We start from the raw sequence: 17761 nt of genomic DNA on the forward strand, positions 1-17761 counted from the left end.
GCGCGGTCTCGATACGGCGCCTACCCCCGGCGGTGTCAGAACACGTGCCGGTCCGGCTCCGGCCGCTTCGATGCCAGCCCGACCAACGCCTCCTCGCGGCGCGAACCGTCCATCCGTCCCGTCAGGTAGGCGCCTACCGCCGGACCCAGCTTGAAACCGTGCCCCGATCCGCCGCCGGCGAGCCAGACGTTCTCCGTTTCCGGGTGCCGGTCGAGCAGGAGGTCGCCGTTCCAGGTATTCGCGTACTGACACACGCGCGCCTCGACGAGCGGCGCGTTCCGCAACCCCGGCAGCCGCTCGGCGGCCGCGGCGCGGACCGCCTCCATGGCTCTTGCCGTCGGCATCCGATCGCCCGTTTCGGGATCGAAGGCGGGGCCGTGCTCGTGGAGCGCCACTTTCGCGCCTCGCCCGTCCAGCGCCGGCAGCCCGTATGCCTCCGCCCCCCGATCAATCCACGCCGGCATGGCGGGCGGCGCGAACCGTTCGTCTCCGGCTGGCGGACCCAGGAATCCGACCTCCTGGCGCGTCGGTCGGATCAAGGGTCCCAGCAGGCGGGGGAAGAGACGCGGCATCCATGCGCCGCACGCGAAGACGAATGTTCCCGCCGACAGGCGGCTCCCGTCCGCCAGCGGCAGGCTGGCAAGCCCCGCCGCGCCGCTAGACGGTTCGATGGGGGCGGCGGCCGCCAGGCGGTACTCCACGCCGTGCCGCCGGGCGTCGCGGGCGGCCAGCGCTACCGCACGCCGCGCCAGCAGCACGCCGCTCTCCGGTTCGAACAGCCCCCCTGCGTACGGTTCCACGTCGAACTGCGGAAACCGTTCGCGCAGCGCCCGCTGGTCCAGCCGTTCCAGAGGCACGCCGAGCGACTCGACGGTCCGCGCCGTCACCTCGGTCGCCGAATCATCCGGCCGGGCGAACCAGAGCACGCCGGTCCGCTGGAACAGTGCTTCGCCCGCCTCGTCGAACAGGCGCTGCCACTGGGGCAAAGCCTCCCGCGCCCACGTGGAGTAGAGCGCGCGGTCGCCGTACCCCACCCGTATGATCCGCGATTCCCCGCCCGACGCCGCCCGGGGGTGTCCCGACCCGTGCCCGTCGACGAGGACCACGGTTCGGCCGGTGGCACGAAGGTGCCGAGCGGTCCAGACTCCGAAGACGCCCGCCCCAATCACCGCCACGTCCGGATGCGCCATCCGGGCATGATAGCCGCGACCGCCCTGCCCGTTCGCCGGGCTGGAGGCCCGTTCAGGCGTCAAAACGGCCACTTCCCCGAAAAACGCTCGTCTTGTCGCACGGGGCGTGCGATGCTACGCAGGTCCTGGCGGGTGGTGTGTCTGTACGGCCGCCCGTTACTCTGGAGGCTCGGGAATCCCGGCACAAGGGTGAGACGATAATGCACAAGCCGATCAAGTACGTCGAGAAAGGGCTGTCGGTGGCGGCGAACGGGGCATGGTTCTTCTATGACCGGTTCAATGCGTTCAGCCAGCGTCCGTCGTTCACGCCGAACTGGTCCGACAAGCCGCTGCTGAAGTCGCACGAGAAGGTGAAGCCGCCCCTCGGATGGCCGCGCGAGACCGACTCGCTCTGCCCGACGTGCGTCCGCGAAGCGCGGCAGGACATCCTCGACGGAAAGAAGGACTACAAGATTCTCCTCAACGAGAAGGTGGGAGAGATCAAGGCGCAGATCGTCGAGCGCGACGGGAAGATCCTGATGGTCAAGGAGTGCCCCGTGCACGGGGTCTTCGAGGACGTGATGGCCATCGACACGGAGTTCTTCAAGCACCTCGAGGAGTCGTTCCCGGGGAGCGACATCCGCGCCCACAACGACGCGAAACTGCACAACCACGGCAGCAGCACGATCAAGTACGGACGCGGATCGGTCCTGACGATCGACCTGACCAACCGCTGCAACATGATGTGCGATCCCTGCTTCATGGACGCGAACCAGGTCGGCTTCGTCCATGAACTGTCGTGGGACGACATCAAGACGCTGCTCGACAACGCCATTTCCATCAAGCCGAAGCGGCAGATGTCGGTGCAGTTCTCCGGCGGCGAGCCGACCATCTCGCCCTACTTCCTCGACGCCGTCCGCTACGCGCGGAAGGTGGGCTACAACAGCGTGCAGGCGGCGACCAACGGCATCGAGTTCGCCAAGAGCTACGATTTCGCTCGCGCGGCGGCGGACGCCGGCCTGCGCTACGCCTACCTGCAGTTCGACGGCATCGGCAACGCCGCGAACTCGCACCGTCTCGTCGGCAACCTGTTCGACGTCAAGCTGCGGGCGATCGAGAACCTGCACAAGGCCGGCGTCGACATCGTGCCGGTCATCACGATCATCAACGGGATCAACAACGAGCAGGTGGGCCGCGTCGTGCAGTTCGCGCTCGACAACCCGAAGACCATCAGCTTCCTGTCGTTCCAGCCGGTGTCGTTCACCGGCCGCGACGAGGAGATCACCGACGAGCGCCGCAAGGCGCAGCGCTACACGCTTTCGCACCTGGCCCACGACGTCAAGGACCAGACCGGCATCGGCGAGCCGGCGCGCGACTGGTTCCCGATCTCCTTCATGGGGACGTTCACCGACTGGGCCGACCTGGTGCACGGTCCGGAGGAGAACTGGGGCCAGCTCAATTGCGGCTGCCACCCGAACTGCGGTGTCGGCATGGCCGTGATGATCGACAAGGAGACGAAGGAGGCGGTGCCCTTCACCAAGTTCGTCCGGGGCGAGCAGCTCGCCAAGGACATTGCCCGGGTCAACGACGCGGCCGGCGGGCGGTTCCGTTCGGTCCTCGGCATGGGGCTGGCGCTGATGCGGAACTACGACCCGTTCAATGCGCCGACCCACTTCAAGCTGGCCGACCTGCTGAAGAAGTTCGACAAGACGTTCGGGGCGACTGGCAAGGACTATGGCAAGGTGTCGGGCGACCGGACCCAGAATGACATCGCGAAGCGCCGCGGTGATCGCTGGAACTTCCTCTTCGTGGCCGGCATGTGGTTCCAGGACTTGTTCAACTACGACTTCCGGCGCACCGAGCGCTGCATCATTCCGTACGCGACGCAGGAAGGCGAGATCTCGTTCTGCGCCTACAACACCGGCATCGGCTGGCGGAACATCATCGAGAAGATGCACATGACCGCCACGCTGACGAAGTGGTACGAGGAGCGCGGGAGGCACGAGATCTTCGCCGGCGGGAAGCACGTGCAGCTCAATACCACCGAGCACTCGCTGGTGCTCGATCCGGAGGCGGTCGCGGCCGGCGAGCAGCATGACCTCGACGATGCGGGGATCGCCAAGAACGCCCGGCAGGAAAAGCTTGCCGCCCGCGCCGCGGCCAAGGCGGCGGCGAACGGCGGCAACGGCAAGCCGGCGGATCCGCAGCAGGCGGCGCACGACGCGCAGATGGCCGCCCTCTACCGCCAGCACGTCCTGAAAGAGCAGCAGGAGCCCCTGGTCCAGATCCAGGGCCTGAAGACCGCCAAGAAGGACGAGCCGGTCAGCGTCGGCTAGGCATTCTTGGCCGTAGAAGCTGCGCGCCAGCGGAACTTCTACGCGGCCGTGAGACTTCCAACGGGCCACACAGGGCGCGTACGCGCCCCGTCGTGCGAAGCCAGGTGCGATAATTGGGCCGATGCCGGTGCGTGACACGCTCGATCGGCCGCTGCGCAGCCTGCGGATCTCGGTTACCGACCGGTGCAATCTCCGGTGCCAGTACTGCATGCCGGAGATGGACTACGTCTGGCTCCCGCGTGAGAACATCCTCACCTTCGAGGAGACCCAGTCGATAGTCGAGGCGTTCACCGATGCCGGCGTCGACCGGGTCCGTCTGACGGGCGGCGAGCCGCTCCTCCGCAAGGACCTGCCGGAACTGATTGCACGGCTGGCGGCCCGACCAGGCATCCGCGACCTGGCGCTGACGACGAACGGGATGCTGCTGGCCGAGCAGGCGCAGGCGCTCCACGAGGCTGGCCTGCACCGCCTGACCGTCAGTCTCGATACCCTGCGCGCCGATCGGTTCCGGGCGTTGACCCGTTTCGACGGCGTCGACCGCGTCCGGGCGGGGCTCGCCGCGGCGCGGGATGCGGGGTTCACCGGGCTGAAGATCGACACGGTGGTGATCCGCGGCGTGAACGACGACGAGTTGATCGACCTGCTCGCTTATGCGAGGGAGGCGGACGCGGAGTTGCGCTTCATCGAGTACATGGATGTCGGCGGCGCGACCCATTGGTCGATCGCCGACGTCGTGTCGCGCGCCGAGATGCTTCGGGTAATCGGTGACGCACTCGGATCGGCCGACGCTATCGACGAGCCGGGGTCTACCGCGCCGGCGGATCGCTTCCGCCTGCCGAGCGGGCAGACTTTCGGGATTATTTCGTCGACGACCGAGCCGTTCTGCCGGTCGTGCGACCGGAGCCGGCTGACCGCGGACGGACTGTGGTACCGCTGCCTCTATGCGAGCGCCGGGACCGACCTGCGCAAGCGGCTGCGCGACGGGGCGACGCGGGAGGAGTTGCGCGCGCTGATAGAAGCGATCTGGAGACAGCGGACGGACCGCGGCGCGGAAGTGCGTCTGTCGGCCGAGCGCCGGGAGGCGCTCGTGCCGGTGGAGGTCCTTCGGCGCGAACCGCATCTGGAGATGCACACGCGCGGCGGTTAGCGCCGCCGCCCGTTGGGCATCCGCCGTCACTGTTGTCCCATCCGAGCATTCCATGATTCCTGCGGTTCGCGGTACGCACGACATTCTGCCGGGAGAGACCGAACGCTGGCAGCGGCTCGAGTCGGTCGTACGGGACACGTGCGCGCGCTATGGCTACCGTGAAATCCGGACGCCGGTCATCGAGCGGCAGGAGCTGTTCGAGAAGGGGACCGGCGAGACGACCGACATCGTGCAGAAGGAGATGTACAGCTTCGAGGACAAAGGCGGCGAACGCGTCACGCTCCGGCCTGAGGCTACTCCCAGCATGGTGCGGGCGTTCGTCGAGCATGCGCTGGAGCAGGAGTTCCCGGTCACCAAGCTCTTCAGCTTCGGGCCGATGTTCCGCTACGAGCGGCCGCAGAAGGGGCGCTATCGGCAGTTCCACCAGCTCGATGTCGAAGTGTTCGGGGTAGCCCACGCATCGCTCGACGCCGAAGTCATCGAGATGGCCGTGTCGATGGTCCAGGCGCTCGGCATCGACGATGCGACGCTCGTGATCAACTCGGTCGGTTGCCGCGAGTGCCGCCCGGGATTCAGCCGTGCGCTGACCGACGCGCTGGCCGACCGGCGCGGCGCGCTGTGCGGTGACTGTCAGCGCCGGGCGGAAACCAACCCGCTCCGCATCTTCGACTGCAAGGTGGAGAAGTGCCAGGCGAACATCGATACGCTGCCGCATACGATCGATAACCTGTGCGACGGCTGCTGCGCGCACTTCGAGCAGGTGACGGAACTGCTGACCGCTCTCGGTCTGGACTTCACGGTGTCGCACCGGCTCGTACGCGGTCTCGACTACTACATGCGCACCACCTTCGAGGTGGTGGGCGGGAGTCTCGGCGCGCAGAACGCGCTCCTCGGAGGCGGGCGCTACGACGGCCTCGTGGCGCAACTCGGCGGTCCCGACCGTCCCGGCATCGGATTCGCCGCCGGCCTCGAGCGCCTGCTGCTGGCGATGCCGGCGGGGACGGGGCCGCGACGGCCCGATGCGTTCGTGGTGGCGGCGGGAGACTCGGCGCGGGAGCCGGCCCACCTGCTGGCGCGCGAGCTGCGGCAGGCCGGACTGGTCGCGCTGGTGGACTACGAACCACGTTCGCTCAAGGCGCAGATGAAGCGGGCGAACCGCACCGGCGCGCGGCGGGCGCTGATACTGGGGGAAGACGAACTGGCGAGAGGCGAGGTGACGGTCCGGGAGATGGAGACGAGTGAACAGACGACGGTGCCGCGGGACGAGATCGTGCGGCGGTTCGTTGCGGAACGGAAGCAGGCATGACGACTGACTCGACAGCCACGCGCGAAACCGGCGCATTCCCCATCCGGACGCACACCTGCGGCGAACTGCGGCCGGTGGACGTCGGAACCGACGTAGTGCTGAACGGCTGGGTCCACAAGGTGCGCGATCTCGGGGGCGTCACGTTCCTCGACATTCGCGACCGGTACGGCATCACGCAGGTGGTGGCGCGTGACGGAGCAGAGGTGATCGCCGCGGCGAAGCGGGTTCGCCCGGAGTTCGTCGTTGCCGTCCGCGGTCCCGTGGAACGCCGCTCGGAGGAGACCCTCAACCCGAAGCTGGAAACCGGCGAGGTGGAGGTCGCGGCCCGCGAGATTCGTGTGCTAAACGAGTCACCTACGCCGCCGTTCCAAATCGACGAGGAGACGCCGGTTTCCGAGGAAGTGCGTCTTCGCTACCGTTACCTCGATCTGCGCCGCGCCCGGATGCGCGGGAACATTGGCCTGCGCCACCGGATCGCGCAGGCGATCCGCCAGAGCCTCGACTCCGACCGCTTCTGGGAGATTGAAACGCCGCTGCTGACGAAGTCGACGCCGGAGGGAGCGCGCGACTTCCTCGTCCCGAGCCGGCTGCACGCGGGCAAGTTCTACGCACTGCCGCAGTCGCCGCAGATCTTCAAACAGATTCTGATGATCAGCGGCATGGACCGCTACTTCCAGATCGTCAAGTGCTTCCGCGACGAGGACCTGCGCGCGGACCGGCAGCCGGAGTTCACGCAGGTCGACATCGAGATGAGCTTCGCTGACCGGGAGCTCGTCTTCGGCGTGGTGGAGCGTCTGATGCAGGCGGTCTTCCGGGTTGTCGGCCGCGACGTCCAGGCGCCCTTCCCGCGGCTTACCTACGACGAGGCTATGTCGCGCTACGGGAGCGACAAGCCGGACCTGCGTTTCGAACTGCCGTTGCGCGACGTGTCGGACGCGTTCCGCGCCGGGCAGTTCAAGGTCTTCCGCGGGATCGTGGAGGCGGGTGGGTCGGTCCGGGCGCTCGTCGTTCCGGGCGCGGGCGGCCAGGCGCGCGCCCAGTTGGATCAGATTGTCGATGGCGCGATCGCGGCCGGCGCGAAGGGCCTGGTCTGGGCTCGGCGGTCGGAGGACGGCGCGATGCAGAGTTCCATCCTGAAGGCGGCCGGGCCGGAGTCGCTGGAGCAGGCGGTCGCGCTGGCCGGCGCGGGAGCCGCCGACTTGACGTTGATGGCGGCGGGGGAGGGACACGAGGCGTCCGAAGTGCTCGGGCGGATCCGCCTGCAGCAGGCGGAGCGACATGGGTTGATCGACACCGGAAAGGTCGCCCTGAGCTGGGTGGTCGACTTTCCGCTGCTCGAATGGAGTGAGACGGAGCAGCGCCTTGTGTCCATGCACCATCCGTTCACGTCGCCTCGACCGGAGGACGTCGAACGCCTCGAGGATGATCCCGCCGGTGTGCGGGCGCGGGCTTACGACCTGGTGCTGAACGGGAGCGAAATCGGCGGTGGCAGCATCCGAATCCACGACGCGGCGCTGCAGGCGCGGATCTTCCGGCTTCTGAAGATCAGCGACGAGGAAGCCAAGGCGCGGTTCGGCTTTTTTCTCGACGCGCTGGGGTACGGCACGCCGCCCCATGGCGGCATCGCGCTCGGTCTCGACCGTATCGTGGCGCTGGTCGCCGGCGAGTCGTCCATCCGCGACGTGATGGCGTTCCCCAAGACCGCCGCCGCGGTCGACTTGATGGCTGGTTCGCCGTCCGCAGTCGACCGCCGACAGCTTCGGGATCTCCACTTGGACGACGGATGACGGGCGTACTGGTGCGCCGGCCTCCAGGCCGGCAGAACACGCTGCGCGCGCGTCCTTGACCCCTGCGCGGGGGCGTGCTACTCATTGTGCAGGCGCGCCCTTGCGGGCGCGTTGGAAGTTTCGCCGGCGCAAGAGCGCGCCGCGGGCGGCGCGTTGGAGGTTTCGCTGGCGCGAAACTTCTGCGGCGCAAGCTCCCAGGGGACAAAGACCGATACCTACGTCTGCCGCGACAGCATCCGTCAAGATCCCCATTCCCGACGAGGGGCTCGAAACCCTTTTCGGCGCCCGGGACGAGAACCTCCGCCAGATTGAAGATCAGTTCGACGTCGAGATCTCGACCGCTGGCGCCGAGCTGGTGGTGATCGGCGACGCGAAGGACCTCGCCAGGACCGAACGGGTCATCGACCATTTCACCGGGCTCCTGCGCGAGGGACACACCTTCTCGCGCGAGGACGTCCGGCGCGCCTCCGAGCTGGTGAACGACGACGTGCAGATCGACCTGCGCGACGTGTTCGTACGAACACCGGTGCAGGTGTCGAGCCAGCGGCACGTCAAGCCACGCAATCTGGGACAGCGGCGCTACCTCGACGCGATCGAGCGTCACGACCTGGTCTTCGGCATCGGTCCGGCCGGCACCGGAAAGACCTACCTCGCCATGGCGCAGGCGGTCGCCTACCTGGTGGCGAAGCGCGTGAGCCGGATCGTCCTTGCCCGCCCGGCCGTCGAGGCGGGAGAGAAGCTGGGGTTCCTGCCGGGTGATCTGCAGGAAAAAGTGAATCCCTACCTGCGTCCCCTGTACGACGCGCTGTACGACATGCTGCCCGCCGAGCGGGTGGAGCGCCTGCTCGAGCAGGGCGTCATCGAGATCGCGCCGCTCGCCTTCATGCGGGGGCGGACGCTGAACGATGCGTTCGTCATCCTGGATGAAGCGCAGAACACCACCGCCGAGCAGATGAAGATGTTCCTGACGCGGCTCGGCTACGGCTCGAAAGCGGTGGTGACCGGCGACATCACCCAGATCGACCTGCCGCCCGGCTGCACGTCGGGGGTCAAGCAGGCGCTGCGGGTGCTGCGCAATGTCAACGGCGTGTCGATGATCTACTTCACCGAACGGGACGTGGTGCGGCACAAGCTCGTCCAGGCCATCGTCAGGGCATACGATGCGCTGGCGCCGGCCGACGGCGACGGTGACGGAGCCGACGCCGCTTCTGCCGCCCCGCCCGAGACAAAATGAACGACGCTGACCCCGACGCCGACACGGACCCCGACGCGGGTCCGGACCAACCTCCGCCAGGCACTTCCCGGCTCCACGTTACCGTCACCGACGGCCGTGGCCGGGTTCGGCGCGACGTCGGTCTCCGGCGCTGGCTCGAGGACATCGCGCCGCGCGCCGCGCGGGGCGAGGTGGCCGTCGCCCTGGTGGGCGACGCGAAGATGCGATCCCTCAACCGTCAGTTCCGCGGCATCGATCGTCCGACCGACGTCCTGTCGTTTCCCGCGGAGACGAACGGTCATCTCGGCGACATCGTGATCGCGACGGGAGTCGCGCGGCGTCAGGCGCGCTCGGCCGGGCACCCGCTCGCGACCGAGTTCCGCTGCCTGGCGCTCCACGGTCTGCTGCACCTGCTCGGCTACGACCACGAGCGCGACAACGGACGCATGGCGCGCGTCGAGCGGCGGCTGCGGCGGCGTGGGGGGATTGCATGATCCCCGCCGCGTTCGCCTTCGTGCCGCTTCTGCTTTTCCTGCTCGCCTGTGCTTCCATCTACGTCGGCACGGTCGAGGCCGCGTTCGCCACGCTGATGCGCCTGCCGCTCCGTCTGGGCGCGGAACGGCGCGGACGGCTCGATCGCCTGGGTTATCTCGACGATCCGCTGCGCCTGTTCGTGCCCGCCCGCCTGTTGCAGGGGCTGGTGATCGTCGCCGTCGCGCTCCTGGCCCTGGCCAGCACGCCGCGCAACGTCCTTCCGGTAGTCGTCGTGGCGCCGGCCCTCGCCGCCTTCGTCGTGGTCTGCGGCCATCTGCTGCCGATGTTGATCGTGCGGCGCAACCCGGAGGGCGTGATCGAGGTCCTGCTGCCGTCCTTCCACGTCGTCGTCGTGCTGCTCCGTCCGGTGACCCGGCCCTTGCTTCGCCTGCTGCGGGGGGCCGGGCATAGGGGCAATGGCGCGGCGCCGCGGGCGAACGGCGCCGCGGCGGCGGACGAGACCCGGGAGACGGCCGCCGATCCGCACGACGGGAGCACGCCGCTCGACGACGAGGAAGAGGCGGAGCGGGAACTGTTGCAGTCGGTGGTCGACTTCGGTGACACGCTGGTGCGCGAGGTCATGACGCCAAGGCCCGATATCGTCGCGGTGCGGACGGACACGACGCTCGACCAACTGCGCCGGGTCTTCGTCGAGGAACGCTATTCCCGCCTTCCCGTATACGAGGAGAGCCTGGACCGGGTGCTCGGCTTCGTCTTCGTGAAGGACCTCGTCGCCCTCACCGACACTCCGGGCAGTGAGCAGGTTGTGAGCCGGCTGCTTCGCCCCGCGTACTCCGTTCCCGAGACCAAGCGCGTGGCCGATCTGCTGCGGGAGCTCCAGCGCGCCCAGGCGCAGATGGCGATCGTGCATGACGAATTCGGCGGCACCGCGGGCCTGGTGACGGTGGAGGATCTGCTGGAGGAGATCGTCGGCGAAATCCGCGACGAGTACGACATCGAAACGGAGCCGATCGTCGATGAGGGGGAGGGCAGCTTCGTCTTCGACGGGCGCGTCGGCTTCGACGATCTGTGCGAGCGGCTAGATGTCGCGATCGAAGCCGAAGGCTGCGACACGGTCGCCGCCTATCTGCTCGCCAGGCTCGGCCGCGTGCCCCAGGTCGGCGAGTCGTTTGATCTCGACGGTCTGGTCGTCGACGTGCTGGATGGCGAGCGCCGACGCGTCCACCGCGTGCGGCTGCGCCGGCAGGACCGCGCCGCGCCCGATGCCCGCGCTGACGTATGAAGGCCGGTTTCGTTTCGCTCATCGGCCGGCCCAACGCCGGGAAGTCGACGCTGCTGAACCGGCTGGTCGGGGCTAAGGTGGCGATCGTCTCTGACAAGCCCCAGACGACCCGGACACGGATCCTCGGCGTCAGTCATCGTGCCGGCGATCCGGACCCTGCCCGCAGGGGCCAGATTGTCTTTGTCGACACGCCCGGCATCCACCGGCCGATGCACCGGCTCAACGTCCGGATGGTCGATCAGGCGGTCGACACGATCGGCTGGGTGGACCTGCTGGTTGTCGTGCACGACGCCGCGACGCGTACCGGCGCCGGGGACCGGTTCGTCCTGGAGCTTCTCGATCGGGCCGAGGCGCCGGTGATTCTGGCCCTCAACAAGATCGACCGCATCGCGAAGCCGACCCTGCTTCCGCTGATCGACTGGTTCCGGCGACAGCGGGAGTTCGATGCCATCGTGCCGATCTCCGCCCTTACGGGAGACGGCGTCGACGGCCTGGAGAAGCTGCTCTGGGAGCGGCTGCCGGAAGGGGAGCCCCTTTACCCGGACGACATGGTTACCGATCAACCGGAACGGGTGATTGTCGCCGAGACGGTGCGCGAGAAGCTGTTGCGTCATACGCGCGCCGAGCTGCCTTTCTCGACCGCCGTGCTGGTGGACGGCTTCGAGGAGGTGTCCGCGGAAGCGGCCGGCGAAGCCGGCGCGGACGACCGGGCGGGCGATGCGGGCGGCCTGCTGCGCCTCTACTGTTCGATCGTCGTCGACCGGACGACGCACAAACCGATCGTTCTGGGTCGCAGGGGCGCCCGCATAAAGCAGATCGGGACGGAGGCCAGGCACGAGCTGGAGCGGTTCTTCGGAACGCGCGTCTTCCTCGATCTCCACGTCCGCGTCCGGACTGGCTGGCGCGAGAACGACCGCATCCTGCGCGAGCTCGGCCTCGAGCGCTAGCAGCCCGGCTGGGCCACGGCGGTTCGCGTGACGCTCGGCGGGTGCTTCGGGCGAATGCCCGTGCTATCATCAAAGGCTCTGTGAACGACCCAGTGGGACAACGATCCGGGATCGGAATACTCGTAACCGTCGTGGGGCCTTGCCGCTCCGCGGAACAGTGTCATGCCGCCGCTCCGTCGCCTCGACGTCGTGCTCGACTCAGTCAAGCGACTGCAGCGGATTGGTGCGACTGCTAACCTCCTCAACCTCCTTCAGAAGCAGCATCCGGCCGACCTGGCCGAAGTGCTGACCGCGCTGTCGGACGCCAACCGCAGCGACGCCTTCAACACGCTCGTCGAGCACAACCCCCGCCTCGCGATGGAGGCCCTCAGTGAGGTCGAGGTGGAGGTGAGCGCCACGCTCCTCGTCGGCCGGACGCCGACGGAGCTGGTGTCGCTGTTCGAGGAGCTGCCGAGCGACGACGCCGCGGCCCTCATCAATCAGCTCCCCGAGCCGGTGTCCTCGGAGGTGATCGAGCTGATGCGGCGCGCCGACGCCGGCGAGGCGCCCGACCTGCTGGCCTACCAGGATCAGACGGCCGGCCGGATCATGAACCCGGAGGTCTTCGCGCTGACCGAGGACCTGACCGCGGGAGAGGCCATCGAGGCGCTGCAGCAGTCGCGCGAGGTGGAGATGGTCTTCTATCTCTACGTGGTCGACGAGCGCCGCCACCTGGTCGGCGTCGTTTCGCTCCGCCGCCTGCTGCTGGTCGCCCCCGAGACTCCCCTCAAGCGGATCATGACGTCGGAACTGGTCAGCGCCCGGGTCGATACGGACCAGGAAGAGGTGGCCCTGGAGGTCGCCAACTACAACCTGCTCGCCATCCCGGTCGTGGACGACGAGAACAAGCTGGTGGGGATCATCACCGTGGATGACGTCATCGACGTCATCAAGGACGAGGCGACCGAGGACATCCTGCGTCTTGCCGGCGTGTCGGCTGACGAGCACATCGCGACCTCGCCCTGGGAAGCATGGCGGAAGCGGCTGCCCTGGCTCGGCGTCAACCTGGTGGCGGCCACCCTCGGGGCCCTCGTGATCCGCCAGTTCCAGGCGACGATCGAGCAGGTGGTGGCCCTGGCGGCGTTGATGACGGTGGTGGCGAGCGTCAGCGGCAACGCCGCGACCCAGACCCTGACCGTGATTGTCCGCGGCCTCGCCATCGGCGAGCTCGCCTGGAGCAATGCCCGCCGCGTGCTGGGCAAGGAAGTGGTGGTGGGACTGGCCAACGGGCTGCTGCTCGGCCTCGCCGGCTCGGTCATCGCCTGGCTGGTGTTCGGCAACCCCTACGTCGGCGCGATCCTGGCCGGCGCCATGGTGATCAACCTGCTGATCGCCGCCATCGCGGCAACGCTGATCCCGCTCAGCCTGCGCGCGCTGAAGTTCGATCCGGCGCTGGCGTCGGCGGTCTTCATCACGACGATGACGGACATGTTCGGGTTCTTCGCGTTCCTCGGTCTCGCCACCGCGTTCCTCCCGTATCTGCAGCGCGGCCTCTGACCTGGGCTGGACAGGCCGTGTGCTATTCTCGACCTCCAAGTGGAGGTGCCCATGTCACGCCGGAAGATCACCGTCTGGACGTCGCTGTTCGCCTTCTTCCTCCTCGTCCCGGCTGCCGCTCTCGCGCAGGATGAGGCTCCCCGGACATCGTGGGGCGCTCCGGATCTGCAGGGGGTCTGGGACTTCCGCACCATCACGCCGATGGAGCGGCCGGAGGATCGCGCCGATCAGGAGTTCCTCACTGACGAGGAGGCGGCAGACCTGAACCAGGAGGCGCTCGACCGGAACGCCGAGCTGGCCGCCCGACCTGCCCGGCGCACCGCGTCAGACCCGTCCGGGAACGTCGATCGGGGCGTTGACGGGGCGCCCGGCTCGTACAACAACTTCTGGTTCGACCGTGGCACCGAAGTCATCGCGACCGGCCGAACCTCGCTCGTGATAGATCCGCCGAGCGGCCGGATCCCGCCGCTCACGCCGGAGGCGGAGCAGAAGCGCGCGGACCTGACCGAGGCGCGCGAAGGGGTCGGCCCCCACACGCCGACGCCAGGCGGCTGGGTGGACGACCTGGGCGCCAATGGCCTGCAGGTGCGTTGCATCACCGGCTTCAATGCCGGTCCGCCGATGACGCCGGGCGGCTACAACAACAACATGCAGTTGTTCCAGACGCGGGACGAAGTGGTGATCTACAACGAGATGAACCACAACCCGCGGTTCATTCCGCTCGACGGCCGCCCTTACACGGGGCTGAAGCAGTGGGCCGGCGAGTCGCGCGGCGAGTGGGACGGCGACACGCTCGTCGTCAAGACGAAGAATTTCCTGCGCGAGACCAGCTTCATGCGCGGCGGAGCGAGCGCCGACCTGAATCTGACGGAGCGCTTCACGCGTGCGGGCCCAGACGTGCTGCTCTACGAGGTGACGGTGGACGATTCCACCACCTGGACCGCGACGTGGAAGTACGAAGTCCCCATGAAGCTCAACCCGGAGCCCGTCTTCGAGTACGCCTGTCACGAGGGGAACTACTCGATGGCGGTCATTCTCGCCGGGGCGCTGGAAGAACAGGACGGGCAGTAGTCGCCCGGCGGGGCTGCCCGGGAACTTCGCGGGAACCATGCCCCGAAACAGTCAAGTTTTTCTGCTTAAAAACTTGACATTTCTTCTTGCCGTGTCCAGAGTGGAGACATGGCAAGGCGCACGGAACCTCCCGCTTCACCACGATCGGCGGCCCACCGGGTTCGGCAGCGGATCGAAAGGGGCAGGGAGCGTCTCTGGCGCTTCGACGATTTCCCCGGTCTCCCGCCCGCGGCGCTGGCGCAGGCACTGTCCCGTCTGGTCCGCGAGGGAAAACTGGAACGATTGAGCAAGGGCGTCTACTACCGTCCTCGGCAAACCGTTCTGGGTACGAGCCGGCCCAACCCGGCCGCCATCCGCAAGCTCGCAACTACGCGGGGCAAGCCCGTTTTCCCCGCCGGCATTGCAGCCGCGAATCTCCTGGGGTTTACAACGCAAAGCGCCGGCCGCAGTGAAGTGTCAACGAGCGGCTATCGGCTGCCCCGAAAGCTCCTGGGTAGCGATACGGTGGTCCATACCCGTCGACCCGAAGCCTGGAAGAAGCTGGCCGAAACCGACGCTGCCCTGCTCGATTTCCTGCGCCGGGCCGGAAGGTCGAGCGAACTCTCGCCCGACGACACGGTCCAGCGCACGCTGAGTCTCTGTCGCCAGGGCGGGCGCTTCCGGAGGCTCCTCGGAGTCGCGGCCAGCGAGCCGCCGCGCGTGCGTGGCATGCTCGGCGCGATCGGTGCCGAACTTGGCGAGCGGCCTACGGCCCTCAAGCAGCTGCGTGACTCACTCAACCCCCTTTCCCGGTTTGACTTCGGGATGTTGCGTGGTCTTGCTCACGCGAAGGACTGGCAGGCGAAACGGCACACGACCCTATGAAGCTGTTCGAGCATCGGAAAGCCGCTCGCCGTCCCAGTGGGGAATCGATGTATTCGAGTCGATCTCGATGCCATCCTCGGCGAGCTTCCGTCCCGTCAAGGCCGCCTGCGCGTCGTGATGCTGTGGGCGGCGAGTAACGCAGCGGTGAGGAGTGTGGCGCCGGCGCCGAACGCCATCGAGGCCTCGTCACTCCTCGGATGCCCAAACGACCGCCATGGCAAGCGCGCCGACGGCGATTAGCGACTTCGCCCGAGGTTCCGGCTTCGGATGTGGCAATTGGGCAACCGTGAGACCTACGGGATCTCGTTCGCTGGCAGCGCAGGCGTGACCCACCACGTGTAGCCCTCCGCCAGGCGTGCGAACTCCGACCAGAGGTCGGACCCCGACCAGATGTCGGGAAACTGGGTCACGTCGTTGGCCTGATCGGGGACTAGTCCTGCGAGTGAGTCGGGGAAGGTCTCAAAGTAGATGATGAAGATCACGCGCCGAATCTCTCCGTAGTCCGTCACGGAGTAGAAGTGCAGTCGGCCACCCAAGAGCTGGGCGGCGCCCTGCACCTGCAGTTCGATATTCTGGAAGATCGCGTCGTAGTGCTCCCGGCGCACATCCACCAGATTCACGCCGTAGTAAGGTGGCTCCAGCGTCGGCATCTCCTGAGCAAAACGCTCGCCCCGCCGAGGCCCGTCAGGCGCGGTGCCCGATGGTCATTCAGGCAGAGCGAAAACGAAGAGGTTGTTCCCCGCGCTCGGGCTCAACTCCGGCGTCAGACCCGATCGCCGCGTGCCAGTGCTGGCCACGACGTACTGCCGTCCGTCGACGGCATAGGTGATCGGAAAACCGGTGACCGGCGACCCGAGGTTGACCTCCCACAGCACCTCACCCGATTCGTCATCGAACGCCCGGAACCGCCCGTTACCGTCGCCGCCGAAGACGAGCCCGCCGCCGGTCGCGACCAGCGCAAACGTGGCGGCCCGCTGCTCGTGCAGCCAGGCGCTCTCACCGGTCTCCACGTTGATCGCGTGCACGGTGCCGAGGTTCTCCGTGCCCGGCGCAAGCTGGAACCGGGCGGCCAGGCGGTAGATGGCAAGCCCGCCCTCCATCGTCGACAGCACGCGCGCGCAGGTGTTCTGCAGCGGAAAGTACATGGTGTTGGTCAGCGGGCTGTAGGCGCCCGCCGGCCAGTTCTTGCCGCCGCCCCAGGACGGGCATGACAGCACCTCCTGCCCCAGGGCGGTGAAGATCAACTCGGCGTTCTCGGTGACCTCGCCGGTGGCGCCGTCGATGTCGCTGATGACGTTCTGGGCGATGGTCGGGGTCGCCCAGAGGAACTCCCCGGTCTCGCGGTCGAGCGTGTACACGACGCCGGTCTTGCCGGGAATGCCCGTCACGACCCGGCGCTCCTCGCCGCGCCGCAGCCGCGGATTCATCCAGGAAACCGCGTCCGGGTCCGGAGCGACCGCCGTGTCCACGAGGATGCGCTCGTAGGGATGATCGAGGTCCCAGTGGTCGTTCAGGTGCTGGTAGTACCAGCGGATCTCGCCCGTCTGGCCGTCGAGCGCAAGCGTCGAGTTGTGGTAGAGGTGCTGGTTGTCGACGCCGCCGAGCATGAACTTCGGCGCCGGGGACGTGACCGAGGTGCCGACGTAGACCAGGTCCAGCTCGGCGTCGTAGCTCGGCACCATCCACGAGCCGACGTGCATGCGCTCCTCGTACGGCACGCCGCCCCACGTCTCGTCGCCCGGCTCCCCGGGCCGCGGCACCAGGCGCGTCCGCCACAGCTCCGCGCCGGTGGCGGCGTCGTGGGCGACGATGACGCACGAGACGGGCCCCGCCCGCGGGCGGCAGCTCCGCCCCGATACGACCTTGCCCCCGGCGATGATCGGGCCGGCGGAATGCCGGGCCGGATGCACCCGGTAGTCGAAGATCTGCGTCTCCCAGACGAGCTCGCCGGTCACCGCGTCTAGGGCATACACGTAGTCGTCGTTGCTGGTGTCGATGATCGTCCTGCCGTAGATCGCCACGTTCCGGTTGTTATCGGTCAGGCCGCCCATGATCTCGGGGACGTCCTCGGGAATGTCGCGCCGGTACTCCCACCGGAGGTCGCCGGTCACCGCGTCGATGGCCTGCAGGTGGTCCTTCGGGTTCGGCATGAACAGCGTGCCGCCGTAGGCCAGCGGCGTTCCCTCCTGGGCGCCCTCCGCGAGGGCCCGAGTCCACACCAGGCGCAGGTCGGCGACGTTGTCGCGATTCACCTGGTCGAGCGGGCTGTAGCCCCAGCCGTTCTGCGTGCGGCGCCACATGAGCCAGTCGCCCGGCGCCGGATCCTCGAGGATGGCGTCGGTGACGGGAACGAAGCCGGCATCTTCATCGGACTGTGCCGCCGCGACGAGCACGGTCAATGAAGCGATGGCAAGCAGAGGCAGGAAACGGCCGAAACGCTGTCGCAGCATCGCATGCTCCCCGGGAATCCGACATCCCGTGTTCCACAATCCCGAGTCGGCTGTCGCGCGCCATTGTAGATGGGAATCGGCACGTGACGACACCCGGCGGAGGGTGTAACATTATGCGGACGACTTACGTCTGTCGGCCTTCCGCGCGGCCGGCGAGG

At 67.8% G+C, this 17761-nt stretch carries 14 protein-coding genes; 11 read left to right on the forward strand and 3 right to left on the reverse strand.

Annotated features, from left to right (window positions below):
* Positions 1-35: 35 nt before the first annotated feature.
* Positions 36-1190, reverse strand: a complete 1155-nt coding sequence (locus F4Y45_15780; GenBank protein MXY25963.1) for an FAD-dependent oxidoreductase — start codon at positions 1188-1190, stop codon at positions 36-38.
* Positions 1191-1390: 200 nt separating this feature from the next.
* On the opposite strand from F4Y45_15780, the gene F4Y45_15785 reads away from it, so the two are divergent.
* The 11 genes from F4Y45_15785 (at position 1391) to F4Y45_15835 (ending at position 15153) form a co-directional block, all read left to right on the forward strand.
* Complete coding sequence (locus F4Y45_15785) at positions 1391-3505, forward strand: radical SAM protein (GenBank protein ID MXY25964.1); 2115 nt, start codon at positions 1391-1393, stop codon at positions 3503-3505.
* A 121-nt stretch (positions 3506-3626) separates the two neighbouring features.
* Complete coding sequence (moaA, locus tag F4Y45_15790; GenBank protein ID MXY25965.1) at positions 3627-4652, forward strand: GTP 3',8-cyclase MoaA; 1026 nt, start codon at positions 3627-3629, stop codon at positions 4650-4652.
* A gap of 52 nt (positions 4653-4704) precedes the next feature.
* Complete coding sequence (locus tag F4Y45_15795) at positions 4705-5958, forward strand: histidine--tRNA ligase (protein ID MXY25966.1); 1254 nt, start codon at positions 4705-4707, stop codon at positions 5956-5958.
* Entirely contained in the window at positions 5955-7745 is a 1791-nt protein-coding gene (aspS, locus tag F4Y45_15800; GenBank protein ID MXY25967.1) for an aspartate--tRNA ligase, read from the forward strand. Before F4Y45_15795 ends, aspS begins: the two co-directional genes overlap by 4 nt.
* 211 nt (positions 7746-7956) lie before the next feature.
* A complete protein-coding gene (phoH, locus tag F4Y45_15805) occupies positions 7957-8979 on the forward strand; it encodes a phosphate starvation-inducible protein PhoH (GenBank protein ID MXY25968.1) in 1023 nt (340 codons plus the stop codon).
* Complete coding sequence (ybeY, locus tag F4Y45_15810; protein ID MXY25969.1) at positions 8976-9452, forward strand: rRNA maturation RNase YbeY; 477 nt, start codon at positions 8976-8978, stop codon at positions 9450-9452. The genes phoH and ybeY overlap by 4 nt, the downstream gene beginning before the upstream one ends.
* Positions 9449-10735, forward strand: coding sequence for an HlyC/CorC family transporter (locus tag F4Y45_15815; GenBank protein MXY25970.1), 1287 nt, complete (start codon positions 9449-9451; stop codon positions 10733-10735). Before ybeY ends, F4Y45_15815 begins: the two co-directional genes overlap by 4 nt.
* Positions 10732-11682, forward strand: a complete 951-nt coding sequence (locus F4Y45_15820) for a GTPase Era (protein MXY25971.1) — start codon at positions 10732-10734, stop codon at positions 11680-11682. Before F4Y45_15815 ends, F4Y45_15820 begins: the two co-directional genes overlap by 4 nt.
* Positions 11683-11844: 162 nt before the next feature.
* On the forward strand, positions 11845-13218 hold the full coding sequence (mgtE, locus tag F4Y45_15825) for a magnesium transporter (protein MXY25972.1): 1374 nt from the start codon (positions 11845-11847) through the stop codon (positions 13216-13218).
* Positions 13219-13269: 51 nt separating this feature from the next.
* The gene (locus F4Y45_15830) at positions 13270-14289 is read left to right on the forward strand and encodes a hypothetical protein (protein ID MXY25973.1); all 1020 of its coding nucleotides are present in this window, start codon (positions 13270-13272) and stop codon (positions 14287-14289) included.
* A 108-nt stretch (positions 14290-14397) separates the two neighbouring features.
* Complete coding sequence (locus F4Y45_15835; protein ID MXY25974.1) at positions 14398-15153, forward strand: hypothetical protein; 756 nt, start codon at positions 14398-14400, stop codon at positions 15151-15153.
* Positions 15154-15446: 293 nt separating this feature from the next.
* On the opposite strand, the gene F4Y45_15840 is transcribed toward F4Y45_15835, so the two are convergent.
* Together F4Y45_15840 and F4Y45_15845 are read right to left on the reverse strand one after the other, a co-directional pair.
* Positions 15447-15803, reverse strand: coding sequence for a hypothetical protein (locus F4Y45_15840; GenBank protein ID MXY25975.1), 357 nt, complete (start codon positions 15801-15803; stop codon positions 15447-15449).
* Positions 15804-15857: 54 nt separating this feature from the next.
* Positions 15858-17603 carry a PQQ-binding-like beta-propeller repeat protein gene (locus tag F4Y45_15845; GenBank protein ID MXY25976.1) on the reverse strand — a complete coding sequence of 582 codons (1746 nt, stop codon included), beginning with the start codon at positions 17601-17603 and terminating at the stop codon, positions 15858-15860.
* Positions 17604-17761 lie beyond the last annotated feature (158 nt).

It is taken from the genome of Acidobacteriota bacterium (genome assembly GCA_009838525.1).
Classification (GTDB): Bacteria; Acidobacteriota; Vicinamibacteria; order Vicinamibacterales; family UBA8438; genus VXRJ01.